The 21,373-nt window shown below is 38.2% G+C and carries 16 protein-coding genes; 11 read left to right on the plus strand and 5 right to left on the minus strand.

What is annotated here, in order from left to right; genetic code table 11:
• Positions 1–4: 4 nt before the first annotated feature.
• The 4 genes from UC75_RS03130 to UC75_RS03145 all read right to left on the minus strand — a co-directional run bounded on the left by UC75_RS03130 (position 5) and on the right by UC75_RS03145 (position 4,764).
• Entirely contained in the window at positions 5–2,566 is a 2,562-nt protein-coding gene (locus UC75_RS03130) for a fimbria/pilus outer membrane usher protein (RefSeq protein WP_049836650.1), read from the minus strand.
• A 55-nt stretch (positions 2,567–2,621) separates the two neighbouring features.
• Complete coding sequence (locus tag UC75_RS03135; protein ID WP_005305239.1) at positions 2,622–3,356, minus strand: molecular chaperone; 735 nt, start codon at positions 3,354–3,356, stop codon at positions 2,622–2,624.
• A gap of 88 nt (positions 3,357–3,444) precedes the next feature.
• Positions 3,445–3,978 (minus strand): fimbrial protein, encoded by a 534-nt coding sequence (locus UC75_RS03140; RefSeq protein ID WP_000731819.1) that lies wholly within the window; start codon positions 3,976–3,978, stop codon positions 3,445–3,447.
• A gap of 495 nt (positions 3,979–4,473) precedes the next feature.
• On the minus strand, positions 4,474–4,764 hold the full coding sequence (locus UC75_RS03145) for a hypothetical protein (RefSeq protein WP_049836651.1): 291 nt from the start codon (positions 4,762–4,764) through the stop codon (positions 4,474–4,476).
• Positions 4,765–5,797: 1,033 nt separating this feature from the next.
• Between UC75_RS03145 and UC75_RS03150 the strand changes: the two genes are divergently transcribed.
• The 8 genes from UC75_RS03150 to UC75_RS03185 are packed head-to-tail and all read left to right on the plus strand — an operon-like array spanning position 5,798 to position 15,506.
• On the plus strand, positions 5,798–6,856 hold the full coding sequence (locus UC75_RS03150; RefSeq protein WP_049836652.1) for an ABC transporter substrate-binding protein: 1,059 nt from the start codon (positions 5,798–5,800) through the stop codon (positions 6,854–6,856).
• Between the two features lie 13 nt (positions 6,857–6,869).
• Positions 6,870–7,580: a class II aldolase/adducin family protein gene (locus UC75_RS03155; RefSeq protein ID WP_049836653.1), complete on the plus strand. Its 711-nt coding sequence runs from the start codon at positions 6,870–6,872 to the stop codon at positions 7,578–7,580.
• 32 nt (positions 7,581–7,612) lie between these two features.
• Positions 7,613–8,806, plus strand: a complete 1,194-nt coding sequence (locus UC75_RS03160; protein ID WP_049836654.1) for an LLM class flavin-dependent oxidoreductase — start codon at positions 7,613–7,615, stop codon at positions 8,804–8,806.
• Between the two features lie 10 nt (positions 8,807–8,816).
• Entirely contained in the window at positions 8,817–10,391 is a 1,575-nt protein-coding gene (locus UC75_RS03165; protein WP_049836655.1) for an ABC transporter substrate-binding protein, read from the plus strand.
• Between the two features lie 5 nt (positions 10,392–10,396).
• Complete coding sequence (locus UC75_RS03170; protein ID WP_049836656.1) at positions 10,397–11,548, plus strand: ABC transporter permease; 1,152 nt, start codon at positions 10,397–10,399, stop codon at positions 11,546–11,548.
• Positions 11,545–12,393: an ABC transporter permease gene (locus UC75_RS03175; RefSeq protein WP_000096369.1), complete on the plus strand. Its 849-nt coding sequence runs from the start codon at positions 11,545–11,547 to the stop codon at positions 12,391–12,393. The genes UC75_RS03170 and UC75_RS03175 overlap by 4 nt, the downstream gene beginning before the upstream one ends.
• 2 nt (positions 12,394–12,395) lie before the next feature.
• On the plus strand, positions 12,396–14,213 hold the full coding sequence (locus tag UC75_RS03180) for an ABC transporter ATP-binding protein (protein WP_049836657.1): 1,818 nt from the start codon (positions 12,396–12,398) through the stop codon (positions 14,211–14,213).
• 27 nt (positions 14,214–14,240) lie between these two features.
• Positions 14,241–15,506, plus strand: coding sequence for an acyl-CoA dehydrogenase family protein (locus tag UC75_RS03185; RefSeq protein WP_049836658.1), 1,266 nt, complete (start codon positions 14,241–14,243; stop codon positions 15,504–15,506).
• Between the two features lie 322 nt (positions 15,507–15,828).
• Here the strand turns inward: UC75_RS03185 and UC75_RS03190 are convergent, their stop codons facing one another.
• Positions 15,829–16,881 (minus strand): ABC transporter substrate-binding protein, encoded by a 1,053-nt coding sequence (locus UC75_RS03190; RefSeq protein WP_049836659.1) that lies wholly within the window; start codon positions 16,879–16,881, stop codon positions 15,829–15,831.
• A 283-nt stretch (positions 16,882–17,164) separates the two neighbouring features.
• Between UC75_RS03190 and UC75_RS03195 the strand changes: the two genes are divergently transcribed.
• From UC75_RS03195 to UC75_RS19950, 3 genes are all read left to right on the plus strand, one after another.
• Entirely contained in the window at positions 17,165–18,976 is a 1,812-nt protein-coding gene (locus UC75_RS03195) for an ABC transporter ATP-binding protein (RefSeq protein ID WP_128825122.1), read from the plus strand.
• The gene (locus UC75_RS03200) at positions 18,973–20,805 is read left to right on the plus strand and encodes an ABC transporter ATP-binding protein (RefSeq protein WP_049836661.1); all 1,833 of its coding nucleotides are present in this window, start codon (positions 18,973–18,975) and stop codon (positions 20,803–20,805) included. Before UC75_RS03195 ends, UC75_RS03200 begins: the two co-directional genes overlap by 4 nt.
• Positions 20,806–20,971: 166 nt before the next feature.
• Positions 20,972–21,373: TonB-dependent receptor plug domain-containing protein (locus UC75_RS19950; protein ID WP_228137048.1), on the plus strand; the 402-nt coding region annotated here is incomplete at its 3' end.

Below are 21,373 nucleotides of genomic sequence, written 5' to 3' on the forward strand. Positions count from 1 at the left end.
CTTTTCATTTGCAGACAGCCTCAGTCATTACCATGCTTTGTTGCTTATTTTGCAACTGATTACTAATGTTATATTCAACTGAACAACGCTCATTACTTTCATCACCCCATTTCACATAGAGACGATCTTGAGCGAGTGGAGTACGTAAGTAAATCATACTACCTTGTGCAACAATACCTACAGCTTCATCTTTTTGGTTAAAGACTTGAGCTGCAAACGGTAAACTGTTGCCATCTGCTGTTTTACTATTAATGTAAACTGCATAACCAGTTTTAGTTGTAAAATCTACTTTAGCAATTGCGCCAGCAAAAGGTGCAATACGTTGACTTGTTTCTTCAAGTTCTACTTGGCTCGACATTTCTTGTGGATCAAGAGTAATGTCATTCAGGCGATAAGGCGTTACATATGGAATAACCGCATAACCAGCCTTATTTACACTCAAACCGACGGTATTATTAACTTTTGCTCCAGCTGCATCAGGTGCATGCACAAGTACCATCGTTTGGCCTTGCTCAGGTCCAAATAAAATACCATCTGAATGTGCAACCACACTACCACTTAAGCTAACCATTGCTTGTTGGTAAGAGTCAGCAATACTATAAGAACCACCAACAGTTGCATAGTTAGTACGATAACGACCATTTGCGTTAAATGTAGGATTTGCATAGTCTTGATGCGACACCGAGGCACCATAGCTAAAGCGATCACCCACCATTCCGCTGGCACCAACAGTACGGCTGTCTTCAGAAGCAGTAACGTTGACGTTGACTGAGTTCTTCTTGAAGTTAATTGGGAATGAAAGCGTCATTAAATATTCAGTATCATGTGACGCATCATTTGAACCATACTCAACCTTACGGTTAATTGCAGATAAACCATAAGTTAAACCATGGTAGTTATTGCTATAACCAATTTGGTACTGTTTAGTACTTTCGCTACGGTTCCAATAGTCAACCCAAGAACCTACTACATAGAAGTTACCCCAACCTTCAGGTAACCCTTGGTTCAAAGTAATTTGGAATTCACTACGCTGATGGCCGGCAGCAGCATAGGTATTTACGCCTTTTTCTTCTAAATCGCGAATAAGTAGAGCATCACGTAATTTATAGAAGTTTTCTGTTGAGTAACGATAAGCTGCTAGTGTTAAGTTGGTGTTAGTCGGAGTAATTAGTTTGCTATAACTTAAACGGAAACTTTGTCCAGATTGTGATGACTGCTTTTCAAAGTCAGCTTCAGAGTGGGTAACATCTAACGCAACAGCACCAATTGGTGTGGCAAAAGCAGCACCCAATAATACAGCAGCATAATTTTCTGTAGCTTGTATGCCCGTGTAACCTGTTAGGTAGTTGTTAATACCTTGTTGGTATTTACCTTGAACCACCCAAGGATTAAGATCGATATCTTGATCTCGGAACTGACCTACAGTTAAAGAATAACGGTTTACACCTGGACGTAACATTTGTACAACTGAAGCATATGGAACCGAAAATTTTTGTACTTGGCCATTTGCTTCAATAATAGAAACCTCAATTTCCCCACCAAAACCAGTAGGGTAAAGGTCATTAATCTCAAAGTTACCTGGTGCAACAGTTGTTTGATAGATAAGTTGGCCTTGTTGACGAACTTCAACTTTTGCATTGGTTTTTGCATTACCACGGATACGCGGAGCATAACCAAGCATACTATTTGGTAGCATTCGATCATCACTAGAGAAATCGATACCACGATAACCAATAGAGTCAAATACTTCGCCGTTTGTAAAACTATCACCTAGGGTTAAAACACCGCGGTATTTAGGGAATGCACGTTGTAAGTAAGTACTTGTTTCTTGATAATTCGATTTAGATTGATTTTCAGCAGACGTATCTTGCCATTGCCACTGGCCATTATGACGTAATTGCCAGCCTGCAATGTTTAGCCCAGCAGTCACGCCCATAAATGCGTTTGTTGTTTCACTTCGATCATTAGACTGGCTAAATGTTTTGTAGGCACTACCACTATAAGATAGAAAACCAGCATTAATACCTCGATCCCATACACTTGGGTCGACATAGCCTTGCGCATTCTTTTGTAAAGCAACTTGAGGAATCGAAATATCTACACGTAAACGAGAGGTATCAAACTCATAAAATGCATTTTCAACCCACTCTTCAATTTTATAACAACTATTATTCTCTTTTTGAAGGGTAGTATGCTTTGACAAAACATCTTGTTTAACGCCGTATTCAGCAAGAGTATTTCCTGTAAAGCATGTTACTGCATTTTTATTAGGATCTAATGCTTTAAAGACCATACGACGTTTACCAAACCATTGACCATTTACGTATAGATCAACATTGTATTCGCCAGGTAAAACAGGGTTACCATATTTAAAACGAGAAATGTCAACTTTTTGAGCATCTCCAATTAAAAAAGCAGAATCAAATTCAGCCTCTACGGGAGCACTCGTAGTTGTTTCTTCAGCATGCACGAATACAGGCATTGTCATTGTGACAACACCAGAAGCCAAGTAGTAACAAATATGGCGTTTTAATAATTTATAAGATTCTTGCCTTTTTTTTGGCATAGCTAAGTCCGCCTACACATATAGGTGCTTAAATTTATTAAAAAGATAAATCTGATTACTGAAGTTTTATTTGGTGCTCAACGCGACCACCGTAGTCATTGACATTAATAAAACTCATATCTTGAAGATTGCCATTCTTAAGCTGAACTGACGCTTCAGAAAAAGGCTTTATCATTAGCCCTTGAGGTAATAAATCAACTTTTTTATCACCTGCCTTTTGGTAAACAGAAGTCAGCGTAATATGAAAAGGGGAAGGATTTTTTACCGTTAAATTTTGACCAGATTTAACCCATTGAAGCTTATCTGATGCTAAATTCGCATCGTCTTTGATCGAAGCTGGACGATAGAAGAATTTAATTCTTGAACGAATCGCAAGCTGTAAGAAATTATCAGGTGTCGTATCTTCACTTTTTGAAGTAGGTCTTGGTGGAATGTCTAAAATATTCAACCATAAAACCGTTTCTTGCTTCTGATTTAACTGAGAAGCATTTGGTAAAGCTGTAATACGAAGGGTCTGACTTTTTGTAGCTTCAACACGAGAAATTGGAGGAGCAATCATAAAAGGAACTTTTGATTGGTCGGGCGTACTTTTTGGGTCACCTTCATCAATCCAAGCTTGGACAAGTGCTGGCTTTGAACCGTTATTGCTAACTTGTAGCGTAACTTCGCGAGCATCCGAAGGATAAATCACACGGGTGCCATGAATTACAATTTCTGCTTGAGTAGCAGGTGCAACAACTGACGAAGCAAATGCCAAACCTAACAAAAAATTATAACTGTTCAATTTCATTTTTCGAGTTCTCAACCAACAAAGATTCAGGAAAGTGTTACACAAAACAGGGTTTCCATGCGGACACAGAAACCCCGCTATCAATTAATTATTGATAGATAATTGTGTATTGAACAGAAGTAGTTACTTTACCAGCAGTAGAAGCGCCAGTTGCATAGTATTCAGCATAGTAGTTAAGGTCAGCACTTGCGCCTTCAGCTACGTCAACCCATTGAGAGTTAGCTTGAGCACCGTTTGCACCCGCAGCAAGAACTGGGATGAAGTTGTTGTTGCTACCTAAAAGTTGAACGTTAACGTTTTTAGCACCAGTAGCGTCTTGGTTAAGTAAACGACCAGTATTGAAGTCAACAGTTGCACCTGGTTCGAAGTAAGTAGCTACTTTACCTTGTGAACAGTTAGCTAAGTTGATTTGGAAAGGAGTACGACCAGCAACATCCCCAGCAACAGCTAAAGTTTGCTTAGAAACAGTTGGAAGAGTAACTGTGAAGTCTTTACCAGCTGGAGTAACGATGTCACAAGTTTTGTCTGTAACTAAACCATTAATTGTAATTGTACCATCAGCAGCTTGAGCATTCGCAATCCCTACAACCGAAAGAGCAGCGATCAAAGCAAGTTTTTTCATAGTGTTTTCTCAAAAGTCTGGATAAAAGTTTATTTCCTTACTTTTCCAGTGTTTGACATCTTGAAAAGTAATGCGGCGATATTAACACTTCTTAAACAAAATGCAAACTAGATCACATTATTTTTTCATAATAAAAATTAAATCACACTAAAAACAAATGCTTCAAGACTGCCTTTTACAGGCTATATAGCTGTTTATAAATAATTTTTGTTTTTTCGAAAAAAGAAGAGATACACAGATAAGTAAGTTACATAAGAACACTATGTAAATAAGAAAGAATTGAACAAATTATGTGAAAAATAAGCTTAAATTCTTACAATACAATTATATAGAATAATTTATGCATATGTATATAGAAAAAACATACAAATAGTCATTTTTTATGAAAAAAGAGCGACTCATCATTTAATTCATCAGAATGTGCGATGAATTCGACAAATCACTCTTAAATCATACTTATTGTAGGAGTAGCCTCAAAAGCTACGCCTTATTAAGTTAGTGATAGTTGATAACCACCACTTTGCGATTAGAACCTATACTTTCAATGCTAGTGTCCATTTTCTCAGTATGTTGAGCTAGGTTAGAAAGACTATTTTTATTTAAATATTCACTATCAAGTTTAATATTTAAATTGTTTACCTCAACACATTCTATCTCGCTATGCTGTGTTGAGCATGTATCTTCAACAATATTTCCTCTTATCATTATTGTGTTATTTGCATAACAAAATAATGGGGAAGTGGAAAGCACCATCAGAATAAGAAGTTTAAAAATATTATTTTTCATTTTATATACCTATTTATAAAATAGTTTATATATATTTGATACAATATTTTTAATTCAAAAACAATCATTAAGTTTAAATCAAAAAAAATTATTAATTTTCATGTGATATAAATCACATTAACCATTTTAAATAATGTAATAGTTAAAATTCTTAAATCACATTAATCCCGTAATTATTTAAAAATAAATATAATTAATTTAACTTATTGATATTTATATATTTTTTAAAATTAAAGATTAACAAATAAATAGACGAGTGTAAAAACATTATATGATATATGATTAAATATTTAATAAATATGTAATTTATTAATTTGGTTCTGGTGTTTATATTGCAAAATTACTACAGATAAATAAGATACCAATTTTATTTAAAATGTGACTAATTTAGCTTTATTAAAAATTAATTACACTTTATTCATTAAAAATTATTATCGCATTGCAAATACATTGAAACTTATCACACTTTTTTAATATATTGAGGAGTGAAACATATTTTTCTAACTACAATTTAAATATGTACGATTTTTTAAGACTGAACAATATTAATTAGAGATATGAGTTAGAGAAAAGCGTAGCAATGTTTAAACGCGACATCTTTAAAAATTATTTAAAAGAAGTGCACTATTTGAGATAAAAGCATAATGAATATTCATGTAGCTTTAGAGTTAAAGAAGTTTGGTCGTAGGCTTATTTGCAGGCAACAACATTTAGTTAAGTTCTATAACTATCCGAATAAAGAAATATTTATTTTAGCGACATCGTCATCAAGCTTATTTCGGCCATGTACTAAAGCTTCAAGTCGCATTCCAGCGAGTACTAAGATAGCTGATCGTATATTTTTGCATTTTGGAAGTTATGTTTACCTGAAGTAAATGTTGATAAAACAACACTGGCATTGAAAAATGATGAAATATAAACATTTATAATCTTGTAGTATTAACATAAATAATTGAAAATAAACAATAAATTAAATTGGCATAAAAGCTGCTCAATGTAAGTGATGAAAGTGGAATTATCCTAAGGAATCCGTATGTCACTTGTAGTAGATAAAAAAGAAAATTCTAAAGAATTTGTAAAAAACATCCTGTCTGAAATTTGGGTCACTCGATGTCCAGTGCCTACAGCAACAGGTATTTCATTAAAACGCGGTACTTTGGTTAAAAAGTTTGAAAAGCACGGCATTGATGTTGCCGTCTTGCAAGATGCGCGTAAAGGTTTATCGGTTCATCATTTTGATCATCAATTGCCAGCTCTGTTCCGAGAAGGTGGAAATGTACCTGCGTTAGCTGCACGCTCTGAAGGCGCGCCCAGCCGACTCATTGGATTGACTTGGATTGATGAGTGGCAAGTCATTATTGTGCGACCTGATTCAGATATTAGTCAGCCAGAGCATTTAAAAAATGCGAAAGTAGCTTTACCAGAATATGCTGACAAACGTGCTGGCAGTATTTTTAGAGCCATGTCATTGCAAGGTATTCGTGGTGCTTTACAACTTGCCAATCTCACTTTCAGAGATGTGAATTTTATTGAAGTACCTGAGCGTGCAGGATCTAAAGAGAATCGTGATGCGAGCACGTATTGGTCAGGTCTAGACGCATTAATTACAGGTGAAGTTGATGCTGTGTATGTAAAAGGAGCATCTGCTGTTGAAGCAGCAACTAAACGCGGCCTTAAAGTTGGGATTGATTTAGATAAATTTGAAGATGTGACTTCTCGTGTTAATAACGGCACACCTCGTCCAATTACCGTCCATGAAGATCTATTAGAAGATCACTTTGATGTGGTGGTCGATTTTCTTGAAGAGTTGTTTGATACAGCCGATTGGGCACAAGATCACTTAGATGAGGTCTTGGTCATTTTAGAAGATGAAACGATTGCAGGGGCAGAGAGTGTTGCGACAGCCTATCGAAATAATTTTCATAAGTCTTTACATCCCTCACTAAGTGTAGAGCGTTTAGAGCTTTTAAAACAACAAAAAGATTTTCTTTGGTTGCATGGCTTCTTAGAGCGCGACGTCGATATTGAAACATGGGTTGATCATCGTCCTTTACTCGAAGTTTTAAAACGCCGTCAAAATAAAAATTTTTAAAGAGGATTTGATCATGACAACACTTATTCAAACGCCATTGTCTCGCGAACTCAATGACTTTATCGAATTGAACCGTGAAAAAGCTGAATTTACTTTTGAAGTATTCCGTGAAACAAGAACAATTACTGCAAACGGAACAGTTAATTTTGTTGAACGTGGACCTGAAAATACCTTAGTCACTTTTAACTATGCAGGGCCGTGGTCTAAAGATAAAAAAAGCAAAGTATTGGTGGAGACAATTGATGGTGAAGTTTTACTGGGAAGAAAAAGTGCAGGTGGCCGCTATAACAAGCTTTTTAAAGAGCATGCAGATGTCACCACAATATCTCATGTACACGCGCCGAATTTAGGCGCTTGGGCTCAAACCCATCGCACTTTACCGATTCGTTATGTGCCTGTTCAGCGCTTTCATTTGTTTAAAGAGTTGCCGATTTACATTGATCGCCGTCAAGCTGAAGTGGATTTTATTTTAGATCAGCTCAAAGTTGATATTGAACATCGGGCCATCTTAGAAGCCAATGGCGGAGCAACTGTATGGGGACGCCAAGGGCTACAGGAAACTGCTGAATTTATTTTATTGCTTGAAGAAGGTGCTCAAATTCAGCTGCTCGCTGAATTAGTCGGTGGCAGCCGAGAATATGGGCAAGGGGTTTTACATCAGCAATGGAAAATGAGCGGATTGACTGAAAAAGCAAAATCGCTGGGCTTACTTCCCCTGAATTAGATAAAGATTTAAAAATAAAGATCGAGAATACTATGGCTGTAAAACTTTTATGGTATCTCACTTCTCCAGATGGGCCATATCCTTGGTTAGAATCTGGGCGGTGGGATACCGATTATGAACACTTGCAACAGATTGCGATTACCGCAGATCGACTTGGTTTTTACGGTTCACTCATGGGTACAAGTGAGTATGAAACACTTGCTGTTGCTGCAAGTTTAATTCCATTTACTGAACGTTTAAAGTTTCTGGTTGCCCAACATCCCGGAGAAGTCCAGCCAGCAGTTTTGGCAAAATATGCACAAACGTTTGATGTATTTTCTAAAGGGCGTTTGTTATTTAATGTCGTCAATGGAAATGATAAGGGTTTAGCAGCTTTAGGCATTCACTATACTCATGATGAACGTTATGACTTTAGTAAAGAATACTGGAATGCATTTCAACAAAACTACTTAGGTGATACCTCTGGATTTGAGGGCGAGTTTATTCAAATTGCTCCACGATTAGAGGGTGGATCTCCAATGTCCAAATGGCGTGGTCCAACTCAAAAACAAGGTGTTCCTTTGTGGGGAGCAGGAACTTCTGCCAAAGGCGTTCAACATTCTGTTGAATTATTAGATGTGTATTTAAGTTTTGCGAATACACCGCCATTACTTGGAGAAAAGTTTAGCAAGGTTGCGGCTGAGGCAGCAAAAATTGGCCGAACTTTAGAATTTGGGACTCGATTACAAATTATTGTTCGGGAAACAGAAGAAGAAGCTTGGCAATATGCTCAGTCGTTACTTGACAAGATTGATGTAAATTATGCAATCGAAGCTGTTAAACGACAGCTTCCTCCAAATGAAAGTTTTGAGAGTTATCAAAGTAACAACCCATCTATTCAGAAAAACTTAGAACAATTACGACAAGGGGTTTTGCCACAAGCTAAAGATTTTGAAATTTATCCTAATGTTTGGACTGGCCCATCTTTATTTGGTTTCGATATTTTAAACCCAGCCGCAGGGACTGCCTTAGTGGGTAGTGCTGAAAATATTGCCAAACGGATTAAAGAATACGAAAGCTATGGTGTATCAGCCTTTATCTTGTCTGGTTTTCCGTTAATTGGAGAAGCCTATCGGGTAGCAGATTTATTGTTCCCATTATTAGAGCTAGATCATGGTTTTGAGTTACCTAAGCTAAATAGAAATTCATCCATTGATTCCCTCTTGAATCAAGAAGTCGTGGTTTAAGGGAGAAGGCATGAATAAAATTACACGTAGAGAACTCATTAAACAGACTGGATTAGGTGTTGGCGCTTTTGCTGCAATGAGCCTTATAGGATGTTCTAAGCCCGATTCTTCATCTTCTGAAAGCGCTACTGCGGCTTCACCCCAAAATGATACGCCGAAAAAAGGTGGTGTTATCAAAATTGGAGTGATTAATGGTAACCAAGCAGGCAATTTAGATGCACATAAACCTATTGGTATTTCCAGTGCGTTTAGAGGCTGGCCTTTATATGCAAAGTTATGGGAATGGGGCAGAGATATTCAGCCAAAACTTGCCCTTGCTGAATTTGCTGAACCCAATAATGACGGAACGAGATGGACTATTCGCTTAAAAAAAGGACTCGAATTTCACCACGGTAAAACTATTACAGCCGATGATGTTATTTTCTCTTTACGGCGATTAACCGACCCCAAACTTGCCTCACCATTTGCAGCTTATCTTTATTCTTTGCAAAGAGATGCAATTAAAAAGCGCGATGAATACACCGTTGAAATTCCTTTTTCTCAAGGAAAGGGATTGGTTGCGTTACCAGAAGCATGGATGAGCTGGGGTGGCATTGTTCCTACAGATTATGACCCAATTAAAAATGTAGTCGGCGCTGGTCCCTTTAAGCTGGAAAGTTTTACACCCGGTCAGCGTTCACGTTTTGTACGTTTTGAAAATTACTGGAAAGAAAATCAACCTTATGCCGATGCAATAGAAATTATTGATTTTAAGGATCAAACAGGGCGTCTTGCTGCTTTGCAATCTGGTCAAATTGACATTGCTTCAGGGGTAAGTGCCGAGCATATTGCTTTAATTCAATCTAATAAACGGCTAAATCTAGTTTCATCGGAAACCGATGCTTGGCAATCATTTGATATGAACACGTCTAAAGCGCCGTTCAATGATCCTCGGGTAAGACAAGCTTTTAGATTGATTGCCAATAGAGATGATTTAGTTAAACGGGCTTTAGCTGGGCAAGGACGAGTTGCAAATGACCTTTATTCGTTTAGCGATCCTGTATATGACCACAGTATTGCTCAGCGCAAGCAAGATTTAAATAAAGCAAAAGCGCTACTCAAAGAAGCTGGTTTTAATAACAGTTTGACTGTCGATTTATATACAGGCCCAGATAGCAATGCTGCATTAGTTTTTGCTCAACATGCTGCTCAGGCAGGTGTCATTGTTAATGTTAAACAGGTTGAAGCTGCTACTTTTGCGGATGCAGTAAAACAAGATTGGGCATTTAGTACAGGCTCAAACGTTTCACGTCCTTTCTTATTAACAGTCTTGCAAATTGATGGGCCGAGTGCGGCAAATAATAAAACTCGTTTTAAAAATGAGCGCTTTACGGAACTAGTGCATGCAGCATTGCAACAACCCGATTTGGAAAAACGAAAAGTTCTGGTTCATGAAGCACAGCATATTCAACATGAGCAAGGTGGTTTACTCATTTGGGGCTTTAATAATGTCCTTGATGCACATTCGAACCAAATTGGTGGTGTAACGCCTGATCGCACAGGCTTTGCTGCGTGGCGTACAGATGAATTCTGGCGTAGAGGGTAACCGATATGACAATTCAATCCAGCAAAATAGAAGCATCTATTCAACAACCAACAATTGCCAAGTCATTTGAGTTTCCTGCATGGTTACCTTGGTTTTTGACACGTTTGGTGTCAGGGGTATTGGTTGTATTTGTTATTAGTCTCATTGTTTTTATTGCTACACAAGCACTTCCATCTGACCCAGCTCGTGTCATCTTAGGACCAGAAGCGCCTGAAGCGACGGTACAAATACTTCGTGAACAATTGGGATTAAATGATCCGATATTGCTTCAATACTGGCATTGGTTGAGTCAATTGTTGCAAGGTAATTTTGGACGCTCGATTGATTCCAATGTGCCTGTTTTAGAAATTATTCAGAATTATTTTGGTAACACAGTTGCACTCACGAGCCTCGTGATTGTTGTTACTGTACCACTTTCAGTCGTGTTAGGTGTGTGGCTCTCGCTTCATCGTGATAGCAAACTCGACCGTATTATTGTCTCTAGCTCTATTGTGTTTAAAGCGGTGCCAGGGTTTGTTATTGCGATTTGGTTAATGATGTTTTTTTCAACATCAGTTTTACACATATTGCCAGCTGCATCGTTGCTGATTCCTAATGAGTCGCCTTATAGCCAGCTAGAATTTTTAATTTTACCAATTTTAACTTTAGCTTTATCACTCATTCCATATCTGATGCGTTTAGTACGTGGTTCTATGATTGATGCGCTAGAGTCGGAATATGTGACCTCTGCGCGACTGCGAGGTATTCCTGAGCGTCGGATTATTTGGAAACATGTTTTACCAAATGCCTTAGTTCCCGTGGTGCAGGGTACAGCATTGACCATACGAGTTTTGCTGAGTGGTGCTCTCATTATTGAGGTGGTTTTCAGTTACCCCGGTATTGGTAATGCGCTCAATGCAGCAATCGAAATGAGGGATATCCCGACTATTCAAGCAATCGTTTTATTGCTCACCATTTGTGTGGTGGTTGTTAATTTAATTGCAGATTTAATCACGACTTTACTCACACCAAAAATACGAACTGCAAAAAGACACAAAGCACGTTCGCCAGGGCGACGTCAGGCATTACGGTTATGGAAGTCTGGCCGACCAATTACTGTAAAACCTGTCGATCGTCGCAATGCTTTAAAGAATATTCAGCAAGGAGGTGGGAAATGAGCTCACTTCATTGGTACCAAAGAAACTTTTTTCAAACATTAATTCGTGAAAGACAAGTACGTTTTGGATTTGTAGTCACAGCCCTAGTTTTGATTTTCGCACTGGTTGGACCGTTATTTGTTGCATTTGAACCTACGGCATTGGTCGGCATGACTTATGGGCCACCCGAAGGAAAATCATTTTTAGGTTATGACTATATTGGTCATGATGTTTGGTCACGTGTACTTGCTGGCGGTGCTTCAATTATCTGGATGACACTGGCTGCTAGTTTGGTCGCATTAGTGATTGGTTCTAGTTTAGGCATATTAGCTGCTTTTGCCCGAAATAAGATTGATCAGTTCGTGACTTGGCTGACTGATGTTTTTATGGCCTTTCCCGATCTTATTTTGGTCTTACTTATTGTTTCGATGTTAGGTCGACAGCCTTGGCTCATTGTTTTAACGGTTTCAATTGCTTTTATTCCTGGAGTCGTACGTCTTGCACGAAGCGTTGCGCTTAATTTAGTGGAACAGGAATATATCGAAGCCGCCCGAATTCTTGGTTATTCAAAAACCTATATTTTATTTCGTGAAATTTTACCCAATATGTTGACGCCGTTACTCATTCATCTTGGTGTGATGCTGACATGGGCAGTAGGCATGTTATCAGGTTTGGCTTTTCTGGGTTATGGCGTGGCACCTCCAGCAGCAGATTGGGGACTCATGATTAATGAAAATCGCGCTGGTTTATTAGTTCAACCATGGGCTGTGTTTGCTCCTGTCATTTTAATTGCTTTGTTTGCACTCGGAACGAATGTATTGGCAGAGGGAGTTGGACGTGCAGCAGCTCGGATTGAGGAAAAATAAACATGGCAAATACATTTAAAAATACAGTATTGACCGTAACAGACTTAACCGTGGCATTGGTAAACACTGGCAAGCATATCGTTTCTAATATTTCATTTAGCTTGCGAGAAGGTGAAGTTCTAGGGCTGGTCGGAGAGAGTGGTTCTGGTAAAACGACATTATCGAGTGCCTTATTGGGCTATGCACGACATGGTGCCAAGATTATTCAAGGCACAATTGAACTGGATGATGAAGATATTCTCAGTTTAGATGATCATGCTTTGCGTCAGGTTCGTGGTTATAAAATTAGTCATGTCGCCCAAGATCCTGGAACAGCACTCAACCCAGCATTAAGTATTGGTCAACATTTATTTGAATTATTAGAAGTCCATCAGGCCCAGTTATCAAGTGCTGAAAAATACCAGAAAGTAGCCAAAATTTTAGATGAAGTGGGGTTACCTCATGATGAGCTATTTCTCAAGCGTTATCCCCATCAACTTTCGGGTGGACAACAACAACGAATTTTATTGGCCTTGGCATTCTTGCTACAGCCACGTTTGATTGTTTTAGATGAGCCAACCACCGCCTTAGATGTGACGACACAGACATTGGTGTTGAACATCATTCGTAAATTATGCCGCGAATATAATGTTGCTGCTATTTATGTATCGCATGATTTAACGGTTGTAAAAGACATTGCAGATCGGGTGATTGTTTTATATTCAGGGCGAATTGCTGAAGATGCGGTATTAACCCAACTATTTGAAACCCCTAAACACCCTTATACGCAAGGTTTACTTAACGCCATTCCCGATGTAGCCATTCGTAAATATTTATCTCCAATTGAAGGACACGCACCCTCACCAAATGAGCGTCCAGCCGGATGTGCTTTTGCAGTACGTTGTACTTTCGCCACAGACATATGCCGTCAAAAACAACCTGAATTAACTCAATTAAAAGATGAGTTTGACCCGCATTTTGTTGCTTGTCACCATTCTGATCATGTTGGCGTGATTAATTTTAAAGAGCTTGATCATCAGGTTATTGAACGAGAAGCTGATCGAGAAGCACTGCTAAAAGTTGAACATATTAATGCATGGTATGGGCAGCAACAGGCTCTTTTTGATATCTCATTTCAACTCAAAAAAGGCGAATGTTTAGCATTGGTTGGTGAATCAGGTTCGGGTAAGACGACTTTATCACGTGTGATTGCTGGCCTGAATGAAAATGCAGATGGGCAAATTACATTAGCAGATGAAGTCTTGTCATTGCGTGGGCAACAACGTCATTTGCAGCAGCGACATAAACTGCAATATATCTTTCAAAACCCTTATAAAGCCTTGAATCCAGCGCATACGATTGGTCAGACCTTAATTAAAGTCGTGCAGCATTTCTTTGGAGCATCTCGACCAGAAGCCATAGAAAAAGTCACACAGGTACTTAAACAAGTCTCTCTGCCTATCCAAGTGCAAGAACTCTACCCTAGAGATTTATCGGGTGGGGAGAGACAACGTGTGGCTATCGCGCGAGCGTTGCTGTGCCAACCTGATGTTTTGATTTGTGATGAGATTACCTCTGCTTTGGATGTTTCAGTTCAGGCATCTATTTTAAAACTGTTACAAGACCTTCAGCAGCAAGGTGTGACCTTACTATTTGTGACCCATAACCTAGGGGTTGTTCGTGCAATCGCAGATCGAGTCGCCGTATTAAAAAATGGACATATTGTTGAATACGGTGAAACAGACCAAGTGCTGAGCCATCCTCAACATATATATACCAAAACTTTGCTTACCCATGCGCCAAGCTTGTTTAAAAACAACGTGCTTGAAGTTAGCGCATAAAAAAGAACAGATTTTCCGGAGTTAACAATGAACGATATTAACCAACGTAATTTTTTAGAATTAGGTAGCGTAAGACATATTCAAAGCGAGCAAGAAGCACTTGAGATTGCAAAAGAGGTGGCAGATCAATTGAATCAATTTGCTCGAGATCCAAGTTATAACAAGACAGTACCTTATGATCAGGCACGTTTAATTTCAGAAGCTGGTTTAACCGCGATAATTGTGCCCAAGCAATTTGGAGGCTTAGGTGCCAGTATTTCAACATTGGTCAATGTGGTGAAAATTATTTCATCTGCCGATGGTGGTGTAGGGCAGTTATTACAAATTCACTTCACTATGTTTCGAGGAATTTTAACAGGCTATGACGATGAAATCCGTGATCAATTACTTACCGATGTATTAAGTGGAAAACGTTTGGGCAATGCACTTGCAGAAGTGGGTGGCAAAGATAAATTTCAGCATAAAACACGCGTAGAACGAAATGCGGAAGGACAATTAATTCTAAACGGCAGTAAGTTTTATTCTACGGGCTCTTTACTCGCAGAATGGATTTCTTTATTTGCTGGTAGTGATGATGGACCAGTTTCAATTTTAATTCATCGAGACACAGAGGGAGTAGAGTTGCTCGATGACTGGGATGCAATCGGACAAAATAATAGTGTCAGTGGCACTGTTAATTTTAAAGATGTGGTTGTTGATGAACGTTATGTTGCCAAGCGAAATACAGGCGGTTTAGGCACGGTTTTACGTACGGGACTCACTTGGCCTCAGATTTTACATGCTGCAATGGACACAGGAATTGCCAAAGGGGCATTACAAGGCGGGATTGATTATTTACAACATCATTCTCGTCCATGGGTAGAAAGTGGCGTCGATTCACCTACACATGAATCTCATATCATCAAACAAATTGGTGAGTTTGCTGTTTTGGTCCGTTCGGCTGAGGCATTATTGGATCGTTCAGCACAGATTTTTGAACAGCATTTGGCAAATGTAGAAGATGAAGACTTACAAACTGAACTGATTTTATCGGTTGCTGCTACACGAAGTCAGTCTGATCACGCATCTTTAAAAATTTCGAGTGAAATTTTTGGATTACTCGGGGCAAGTTCAACCTTATCGAAATGGAATCTAGATCGTTTCTGGCGAAATGCACGAACCCACACCACGCATGATCCAATTCGCTGGCGACTATATCATGTTGGAAATTATTATTTAAATAATATTCCACCAGGAGAATACAACTCCGTACTTCTAAAGAAGCAGGCGGAAAATGTGACTAAATTTAATTAAACTGAATCCGACTTAAATATTTCTATAACTTATGGAAGAAAATATCTTGGTGGAATCTTGCCAAGTTCTCATCTAATTTTAGGATAAGCCGTCGGCTCGACCTACTTTTGTTTCGACAAAAGTAGGCAAAACCATTGTCATCAGCAAAACCTGTTCATTTTTGGATTTATTTCAAATGTATCGTAGAAACATTATCTTGCGGACATTGTGCAGGTTGCTGATGACGTTTCCGAGTATCATACTTCTTATTGAACTCAGCTTAATTAATAAAATCAAGTTGTAAAAAAGGTTGTCATCAAGACAACCTTTTTGTTTTGAGGTATTAAGCTACTTGAGCTTGAATAGAAATATCCTGCGCCAGCCATTCACGAACATTAATCTGTGCAGGAATAAAGTTCCAGCGATAGAGAAAGTCACTCAGGTCTTGTAAAGCAACAATAGAAGTCTCATCAAAGTTAGTGTTGAGTTTCAGATGCGCATCTGCACCATAAGCTGCATGAACCCATTGCTCACTACTATTACATTCTTTTGCTAGATAACGATGGGTTTCATCGGCATGTGCATGTGCCCATTGTTCTGCTTGTAAAACAGCATTGACAATCGCTTGGGCTTGCTCTGGATATTGTTTTAGAAAATCTTCATCAACAGTCAGCGTTCTTGGTGTTCCATTATTAGAGCGTAGAATAGGGTCTGGATGTGAGCCAATATCGATAATGGTATGCAGAGCAAAATCATGAGCAATTTGCGCAGCGTGTGCACCTTTTAGGAAAATAGCATCGACATCACCTTTAATTAATGCCACGATCTCTGCACTTGCATTAATTTTGTTGCGATTACCATAAAAACTAGAATCATTTTCTTCAGGCTGTTGTTGTTGGGCGGCTAAAATGTCTGCTCGTAAACAATCGACCAACTCAAGATCGCTTACCTTCAAATTTACCGTTTTTAAGGCATTTTCTAAACCGCGAATCGCCTGTGCACGTGAGAAATCAATAATTGCATCTTGATTCAGTGGAATACCAAAACGTTTGCCTTTTAAGTCAGCAACAGTTTTGATGCTTGAATCGTAGCGCGTTAATAACAATTGAACTTCATCCGCCCAAGATAAGCCAATTACTTTCGTTTTTTGACCCGATGCATATGCCCAGATTGCAGGGATACTCCCGCCATGTCGAACTGAGTTGGCAAGGGTATGGTTAAAATGAGAGTTACGAATATCTTTAGAGTTTGATTCTCGAATTGATTTTATTTCAATCTGTTGCTCATTAAACTTTTCTTTGAGCCAACCTTTTTGAATTGAAATGCCTAGACCAGTTGGTACAGGGCAACGTGTATACCAAAGTGTGTTTAATGGTTGAGTTTGAAGTGTTGTCATCGTGACATCCTTTTGTGGTTTTCATGCTTTAAAGCAAAATTGATGCCACCCATTAATTTATTGATATTTATTAATTATTTTTAATATCTTTTTTTGTGATGTTGATATATCAAATTTTGTTGGGATTACAACACAAGAATTGCGCGGGTGTTTTAAAAACAACACCCCCATAGATAGTGCTGCATAAAAACAATATAAAACAATAATTTAAAATATTTTTTAAGGCCATTAATTTGGCATGAATCTCGCAATAAAACGGAATCTTAAATTTTTACTATCTTTTATGTTTAAAAATTATCCATTATTACGAAGTTTGGCTTTATATCGTTTTATGCCATTTCGTTTCTTATTGACGGCGACCTTATTTGTTATCGCAAATATTGGGTTAGCACTTCAACAGTATTCAATCGGACATGCGATTGATACCTTAAAACATAGTGAACGAGAAACATTATTTCAGCATGCTATCACTGATCACTTAAATCCTTGGTTTTGGTTCATTCTACTTACGAGTATTGCCAGTATTAGAGCTGTTATTCAATATTTGGCAGGGTTAAGTGCTTTAACCATTGGCCAGCAACTGCTAAGTATTTTAAGAGAAAGAATCTTTAGCCAAGTACAGCATTTAGATGTTTCATGGCACTGGAAACATGGGCTAGGAGAAGTATTATCTCGTACAACACGTGATTCAGATAAATTAAAAGAAGCGCTCATCAATTTTTGGCGTCAAGTATTTGAGTCAAGCTTGGTTGTTACCGTAACCGTTGGGCTCTTATGTTGGTATCATCCTTGGCTCGGCCTAGTTCCTTTATTATTTATTTTTTTAGGGCTTTGGGTTCTATTTAAACTGACCAATCAATTGGTGGTTCTGGACCATCAAGTTGCATCTGCATATGAAAAAGTCAGCGATACCTTGGCAGAGAGCGTGAATGGAATTCGAGTGGTCAAAGCTTTTCAACTCGAAGAGAAACTCTTACAACGCTTTAACCATGCCGTAGATCTATTTATTCATCATTCCATTCAGACCATCAAAACAAGTGCAAAACGCTTGCCTATTCCGCAAGTGATTATTGCGGGTTCTTACTTATGGGTCATTGCTTTTGGTGCTTATTTAATTGGTCAAAATCAGTTGCAAGTAGGCCAATTTGTTGCAGCCATTCTGATGGCAAATTTATTGGTGTTTCGTATTGAAAGCATTGGTCAGGTCTTACATATTTTTGCTGATGCGCGTTCGTCTGCAACAAGAATCTGGCAAATGCTAGATGAGAAGTCCGCAATTGAAGATCAACAATATCCTCTAACGTTGCAATGGCGTGATGAGTTAAGCATTAAATTAGAAAATGTCAGCTTTCAGGATAAAACAACAAAAAATTTTATTTTAAAGCAATGCAGTGTTGAATTTCGAGCAGGTGAAATCGTTACTGTTGTCGGTAAGACAGGCTCAGGTAAAACGACTTTGATGAATTTACTCAATCGGTTTATTGACCCAACAGAAGGGCAAGTTTTGATTGGTTCTGAGCAAATGGGATGGACGAATATTAAAGATTTGAGCCTATTTGAATTACGACATTTGGTTCAGATCATTCCTCAAGAAAATTTCTTTTTTAGTGGCACACTGGCAGATAACTTAAGAGTTGCTAAACAAGATGCAACGGAGCAAGAGATGAAAGAGGCTTTACATTTAGCTTCTGCATCTGAACTATTACAACGACTTGATCATGGTTTAGACACGTTGATTGGGGACAAGGGCGTTACCTTGTCTGGAGGACAAAAACAACGACTTGCCTTGGCCCGTTCTATTTTAAAAAATTCGCCAATTTTAGCGTTAGATGATTCTACCAGTGCCTTAGATGCGACTACAGAAAAACAAGTTTTACAGCGTCTATCAGCGCTTTCTGATAATAGAAACCGTTTAAACAAAACAATCATTATTAATTCTAATAAACAAACCACGATTGCTTTATCTGATCGCGTTATTGTGCTTGATCAGGGGCATATTATTGCCCAAGGCACACATGCTGAATTGGTTCAAGATTGTTTTTTTTATCGAGAGTTGATGGGGTTTCAGTTAGAGCAGCAGGAGATTGATGCATGAATACTAGTGTTAAAAATTTCCGCCCATTTACAAAATCAGCTGATCTACAAATTGAAGAAAATTTGGCAAATGTCTCAATTCATAGAGGCATGCTAAAAAAACTTATTCCTTTAGTTTATCCCATCCGTTACTTGCTGCTTGCTTTAATTGCAGTAGAAATTTTACAAGTAATGAGCGTTTTTGTTCGGCCTTGGGTAGTGAAATATATTTTAGATTCGGGCTTTCAATACATTGCTGGAAAAATGGTATTGAATCAGCCTGTTTTATTCATTGCGATTAGCATTTTAACGTTAAGTTGGATTTGTCGTTTTGCTTTAGCAGGCGTATCAAAATACCTTTCAGGCCGAGCAGCTTTGAAAGTAATTAATGGTTTAAGACGTTCGTTATTTCAGCATATCCAAAGTTTAAATATTGGTTACTTTGATCGTACCAAGGCTGGCAGGATTATTTCACGGGCCGATCGTGATGTCGAAACACTAGAGCCTGTTTTAATACAAGGGCCACCAGAGTTACTTTCGGCAATTTTGCGTTGTGGATTAGCTTCAGTACTCCTTTGGCATATCTATCCACCATTTTTCTGGTGCTTATTTGCGACGTTACCCATTTTATTTGGGATGACTGCAATTTTTAAAAAGTCATCACAAAAACATTGGGGAAGAGTTGCGGAGGAACGCAGTCGATTTACTGCTCATTTGGTTGAAACAGTAAATGGAGCAAAAATCATTCAGCAGTTAAATTACACTGAAACCAATCAATCTCGTTATCAAGAATTATTAAAAGACTTTAATAATTCTATTATTTATGGCAGCAAGCGAACCAGTTGGTTTGCTCCTTTTACAGGTTTGCTTTCGACTCTAGCTACTGCCGGATTCATTGTGATTGGTAGTTATGCTTATAGTGACGGCATGATTAGTATAGGACAGTTTGCAGAAAGTATTTTCTATGTGTTTTTATTCTTAGCACCCTTACAGGAACTGACCGATCTATTTGAACGTTATGCCAATGGAGCAGCATGTGCGCAACGAATATTTTTACTTTTAGACACTCAATCTACGATTCAAGAACAACCGAATGCTGTGAAACTCGAACAGTTAAATGGTCATATTCGATTTCAGTCGGTAGATTTTGCCTATAGTCACAAACCTGTTTTACAAAACTTTAATTTGGACATTGAAGCTGGAAAAATAATTGCGATTGTAGGCCCTACAGGACATGGCAAAAGTACCATGGTTCAGTTACTAACGAGATTTTATGAACCCCAGCAGGGTGGAATTTTTCTAGACCGTTATCCAATACAAAGTATTCATCTTGCAAGTTTAAGACAGCATGTGAGTATTGTTTTACAAGATAATGTTTTATTTAGTGGATCTATTTTAGATAACTTACGTCTAGTTCAACCTGATGCTACAGACCAGAAACTTATCCAAGTTATTGAAGACTTAGGGGCAGACGAGATATTGCAACAACTGCCGCAAGGCTATTTAACCGAAGTTGGGGCGCTTGGTAAAAATCTTAGTCATGGACAAAGGCAACTTGTTTGTTTAGTTCGTGCTTATTTGGCAAACCCCAAAATATTAATTCTAGATGAAGCTACCTCTGCAATCGATATTTATACCGAGCAAAAAATACAATATGCACTTAGACGCTTATGCCAAAATAGAACCTGTATTGTTATTGCACATCGGCTGAGTACCATTCGTGAGGCCGACAAAATTGTCGTGATTGAAAATGGTCATGTCGTAGAAGAAGGTTCGCATGAGCAGTTAATACAGCAGCAGTCAGCTTACTTTCAGTTATATCAATCATATTTACAAAACCAACTTGTTTAAGCGATTTGTAAATTTCGCAACTGTAGTTTTATAAACATTTTTTTGAATCATTGTTTAAATTTAAACAATGATTCTTTTATTTAACCTCGTTAATATATTGATAATAAATAATAAAATATTTGGCATCGGCTTTGCTATATCGCTCTAGATCGTTAAGGAAGCCAATATGCGTACATATTTTTCTCAATTCATTCTTCACTCCTCAATTTTTGCACTGAGTACACTCACTGCCTCAATTACTTTGGCAAATGATCAAAAGAATTTGCCAGAGAAAGAGGATGCCATCACATTACAATCCGTGGTTGTCACAGGCTCTAGACGAGCAATTAGTAATTCTCTCGATGCACCTGCACCCGTGGATATTTTAACTGCCAAAGAGTTACAAGAGACTGGTGCAACTGATCTTGCAGCAGCATTAACACGGCTGTCTCCTTCAGTGACTTTACCGAGTTCTCCTGCAGGTGGGTTTGGTGCATCGGTTCCGCCAAGTATTGCACTTAGAGGATTATCTGCTGATCAAACTCTAATTTTAATTAATGGAAAACGTCGTCATACATCCGCTTATTTC

The sequence above is a fragment of the Acinetobacter sp. V2 genome, assembly GCF_001188385.1.
In the GTDB taxonomy this organism is placed as follows: domain Bacteria; phylum Pseudomonadota; class Gammaproteobacteria; order Pseudomonadales; family Moraxellaceae; genus Acinetobacter; species Acinetobacter oleivorans.

Excerpts from the sequence above, each read along its gene's own strand:
- UC75_RS03130 (WP_049836650.1), bottom strand. The coding sequence starts at position 2,566 with ATGCCAAAAAAAAGGCAAGAATCTTATAAATTATTAAAACGCCATATT.
- UC75_RS03135 (WP_005305239.1), bottom strand. The coding sequence starts at position 3,356 with ATGAAATTGAACAGTTATAATTTTTTGTTAGGTTTGGCATTTGCTTCG.
- UC75_RS03140 (WP_000731819.1), bottom strand. The coding sequence starts at position 3,978 with ATGAAAAAACTTGCTTTGATCGCTGCTCTTTCGGTTGTAGGGATTGCG.
- UC75_RS03145 (WP_049836651.1), bottom strand. The coding sequence starts at position 4,764 with ATGAAAAATAATATTTTTAAACTTCTTATTCTGATGGTGCTTTCCACT.
- UC75_RS03150 (WP_049836652.1), top strand. The coding sequence starts at position 5,798 with ATGTCACTTGTAGTAGATAAAAAAGAAAATTCTAAAGAATTTGTAAAA.
- UC75_RS03155 (WP_049836653.1), top strand. The coding sequence starts at position 6,870 with ATGACAACACTTATTCAAACGCCATTGTCTCGCGAACTCAATGACTTT.
- UC75_RS03160 (WP_049836654.1), top strand. The coding sequence starts at position 7,613 with ATGGCTGTAAAACTTTTATGGTATCTCACTTCTCCAGATGGGCCATAT.
- UC75_RS03165 (WP_049836655.1), top strand. The coding sequence starts at position 8,817 with ATGAATAAAATTACACGTAGAGAACTCATTAAACAGACTGGATTAGGT.
- UC75_RS03170 (WP_049836656.1), top strand. The coding sequence starts at position 10,397 with ATGACAATTCAATCCAGCAAAATAGAAGCATCTATTCAACAACCAACA.
- UC75_RS03175 (WP_000096369.1), top strand. The coding sequence starts at position 11,545 with ATGAGCTCACTTCATTGGTACCAAAGAAACTTTTTTCAAACATTAATT.
- UC75_RS03180 (WP_049836657.1), top strand. The coding sequence starts at position 12,396 with ATGGCAAATACATTTAAAAATACAGTATTGACCGTAACAGACTTAACC.
- UC75_RS03185 (WP_049836658.1), top strand. The coding sequence starts at position 14,241 with ATGAACGATATTAACCAACGTAATTTTTTAGAATTAGGTAGCGTAAGA.
- UC75_RS03190 (WP_049836659.1), bottom strand. The coding sequence starts at position 16,881 with ATGACAACACTTCAAACTCAACCATTAAACACACTTTGGTATACACGT.
- UC75_RS03195 (WP_128825122.1), top strand. The coding sequence starts at position 17,165 with ATGTTTAAAAATTATCCATTATTACGAAGTTTGGCTTTATATCGTTTT.
- UC75_RS03200 (WP_049836661.1), top strand. The coding sequence starts at position 18,973 with ATGAATACTAGTGTTAAAAATTTCCGCCCATTTACAAAATCAGCTGAT.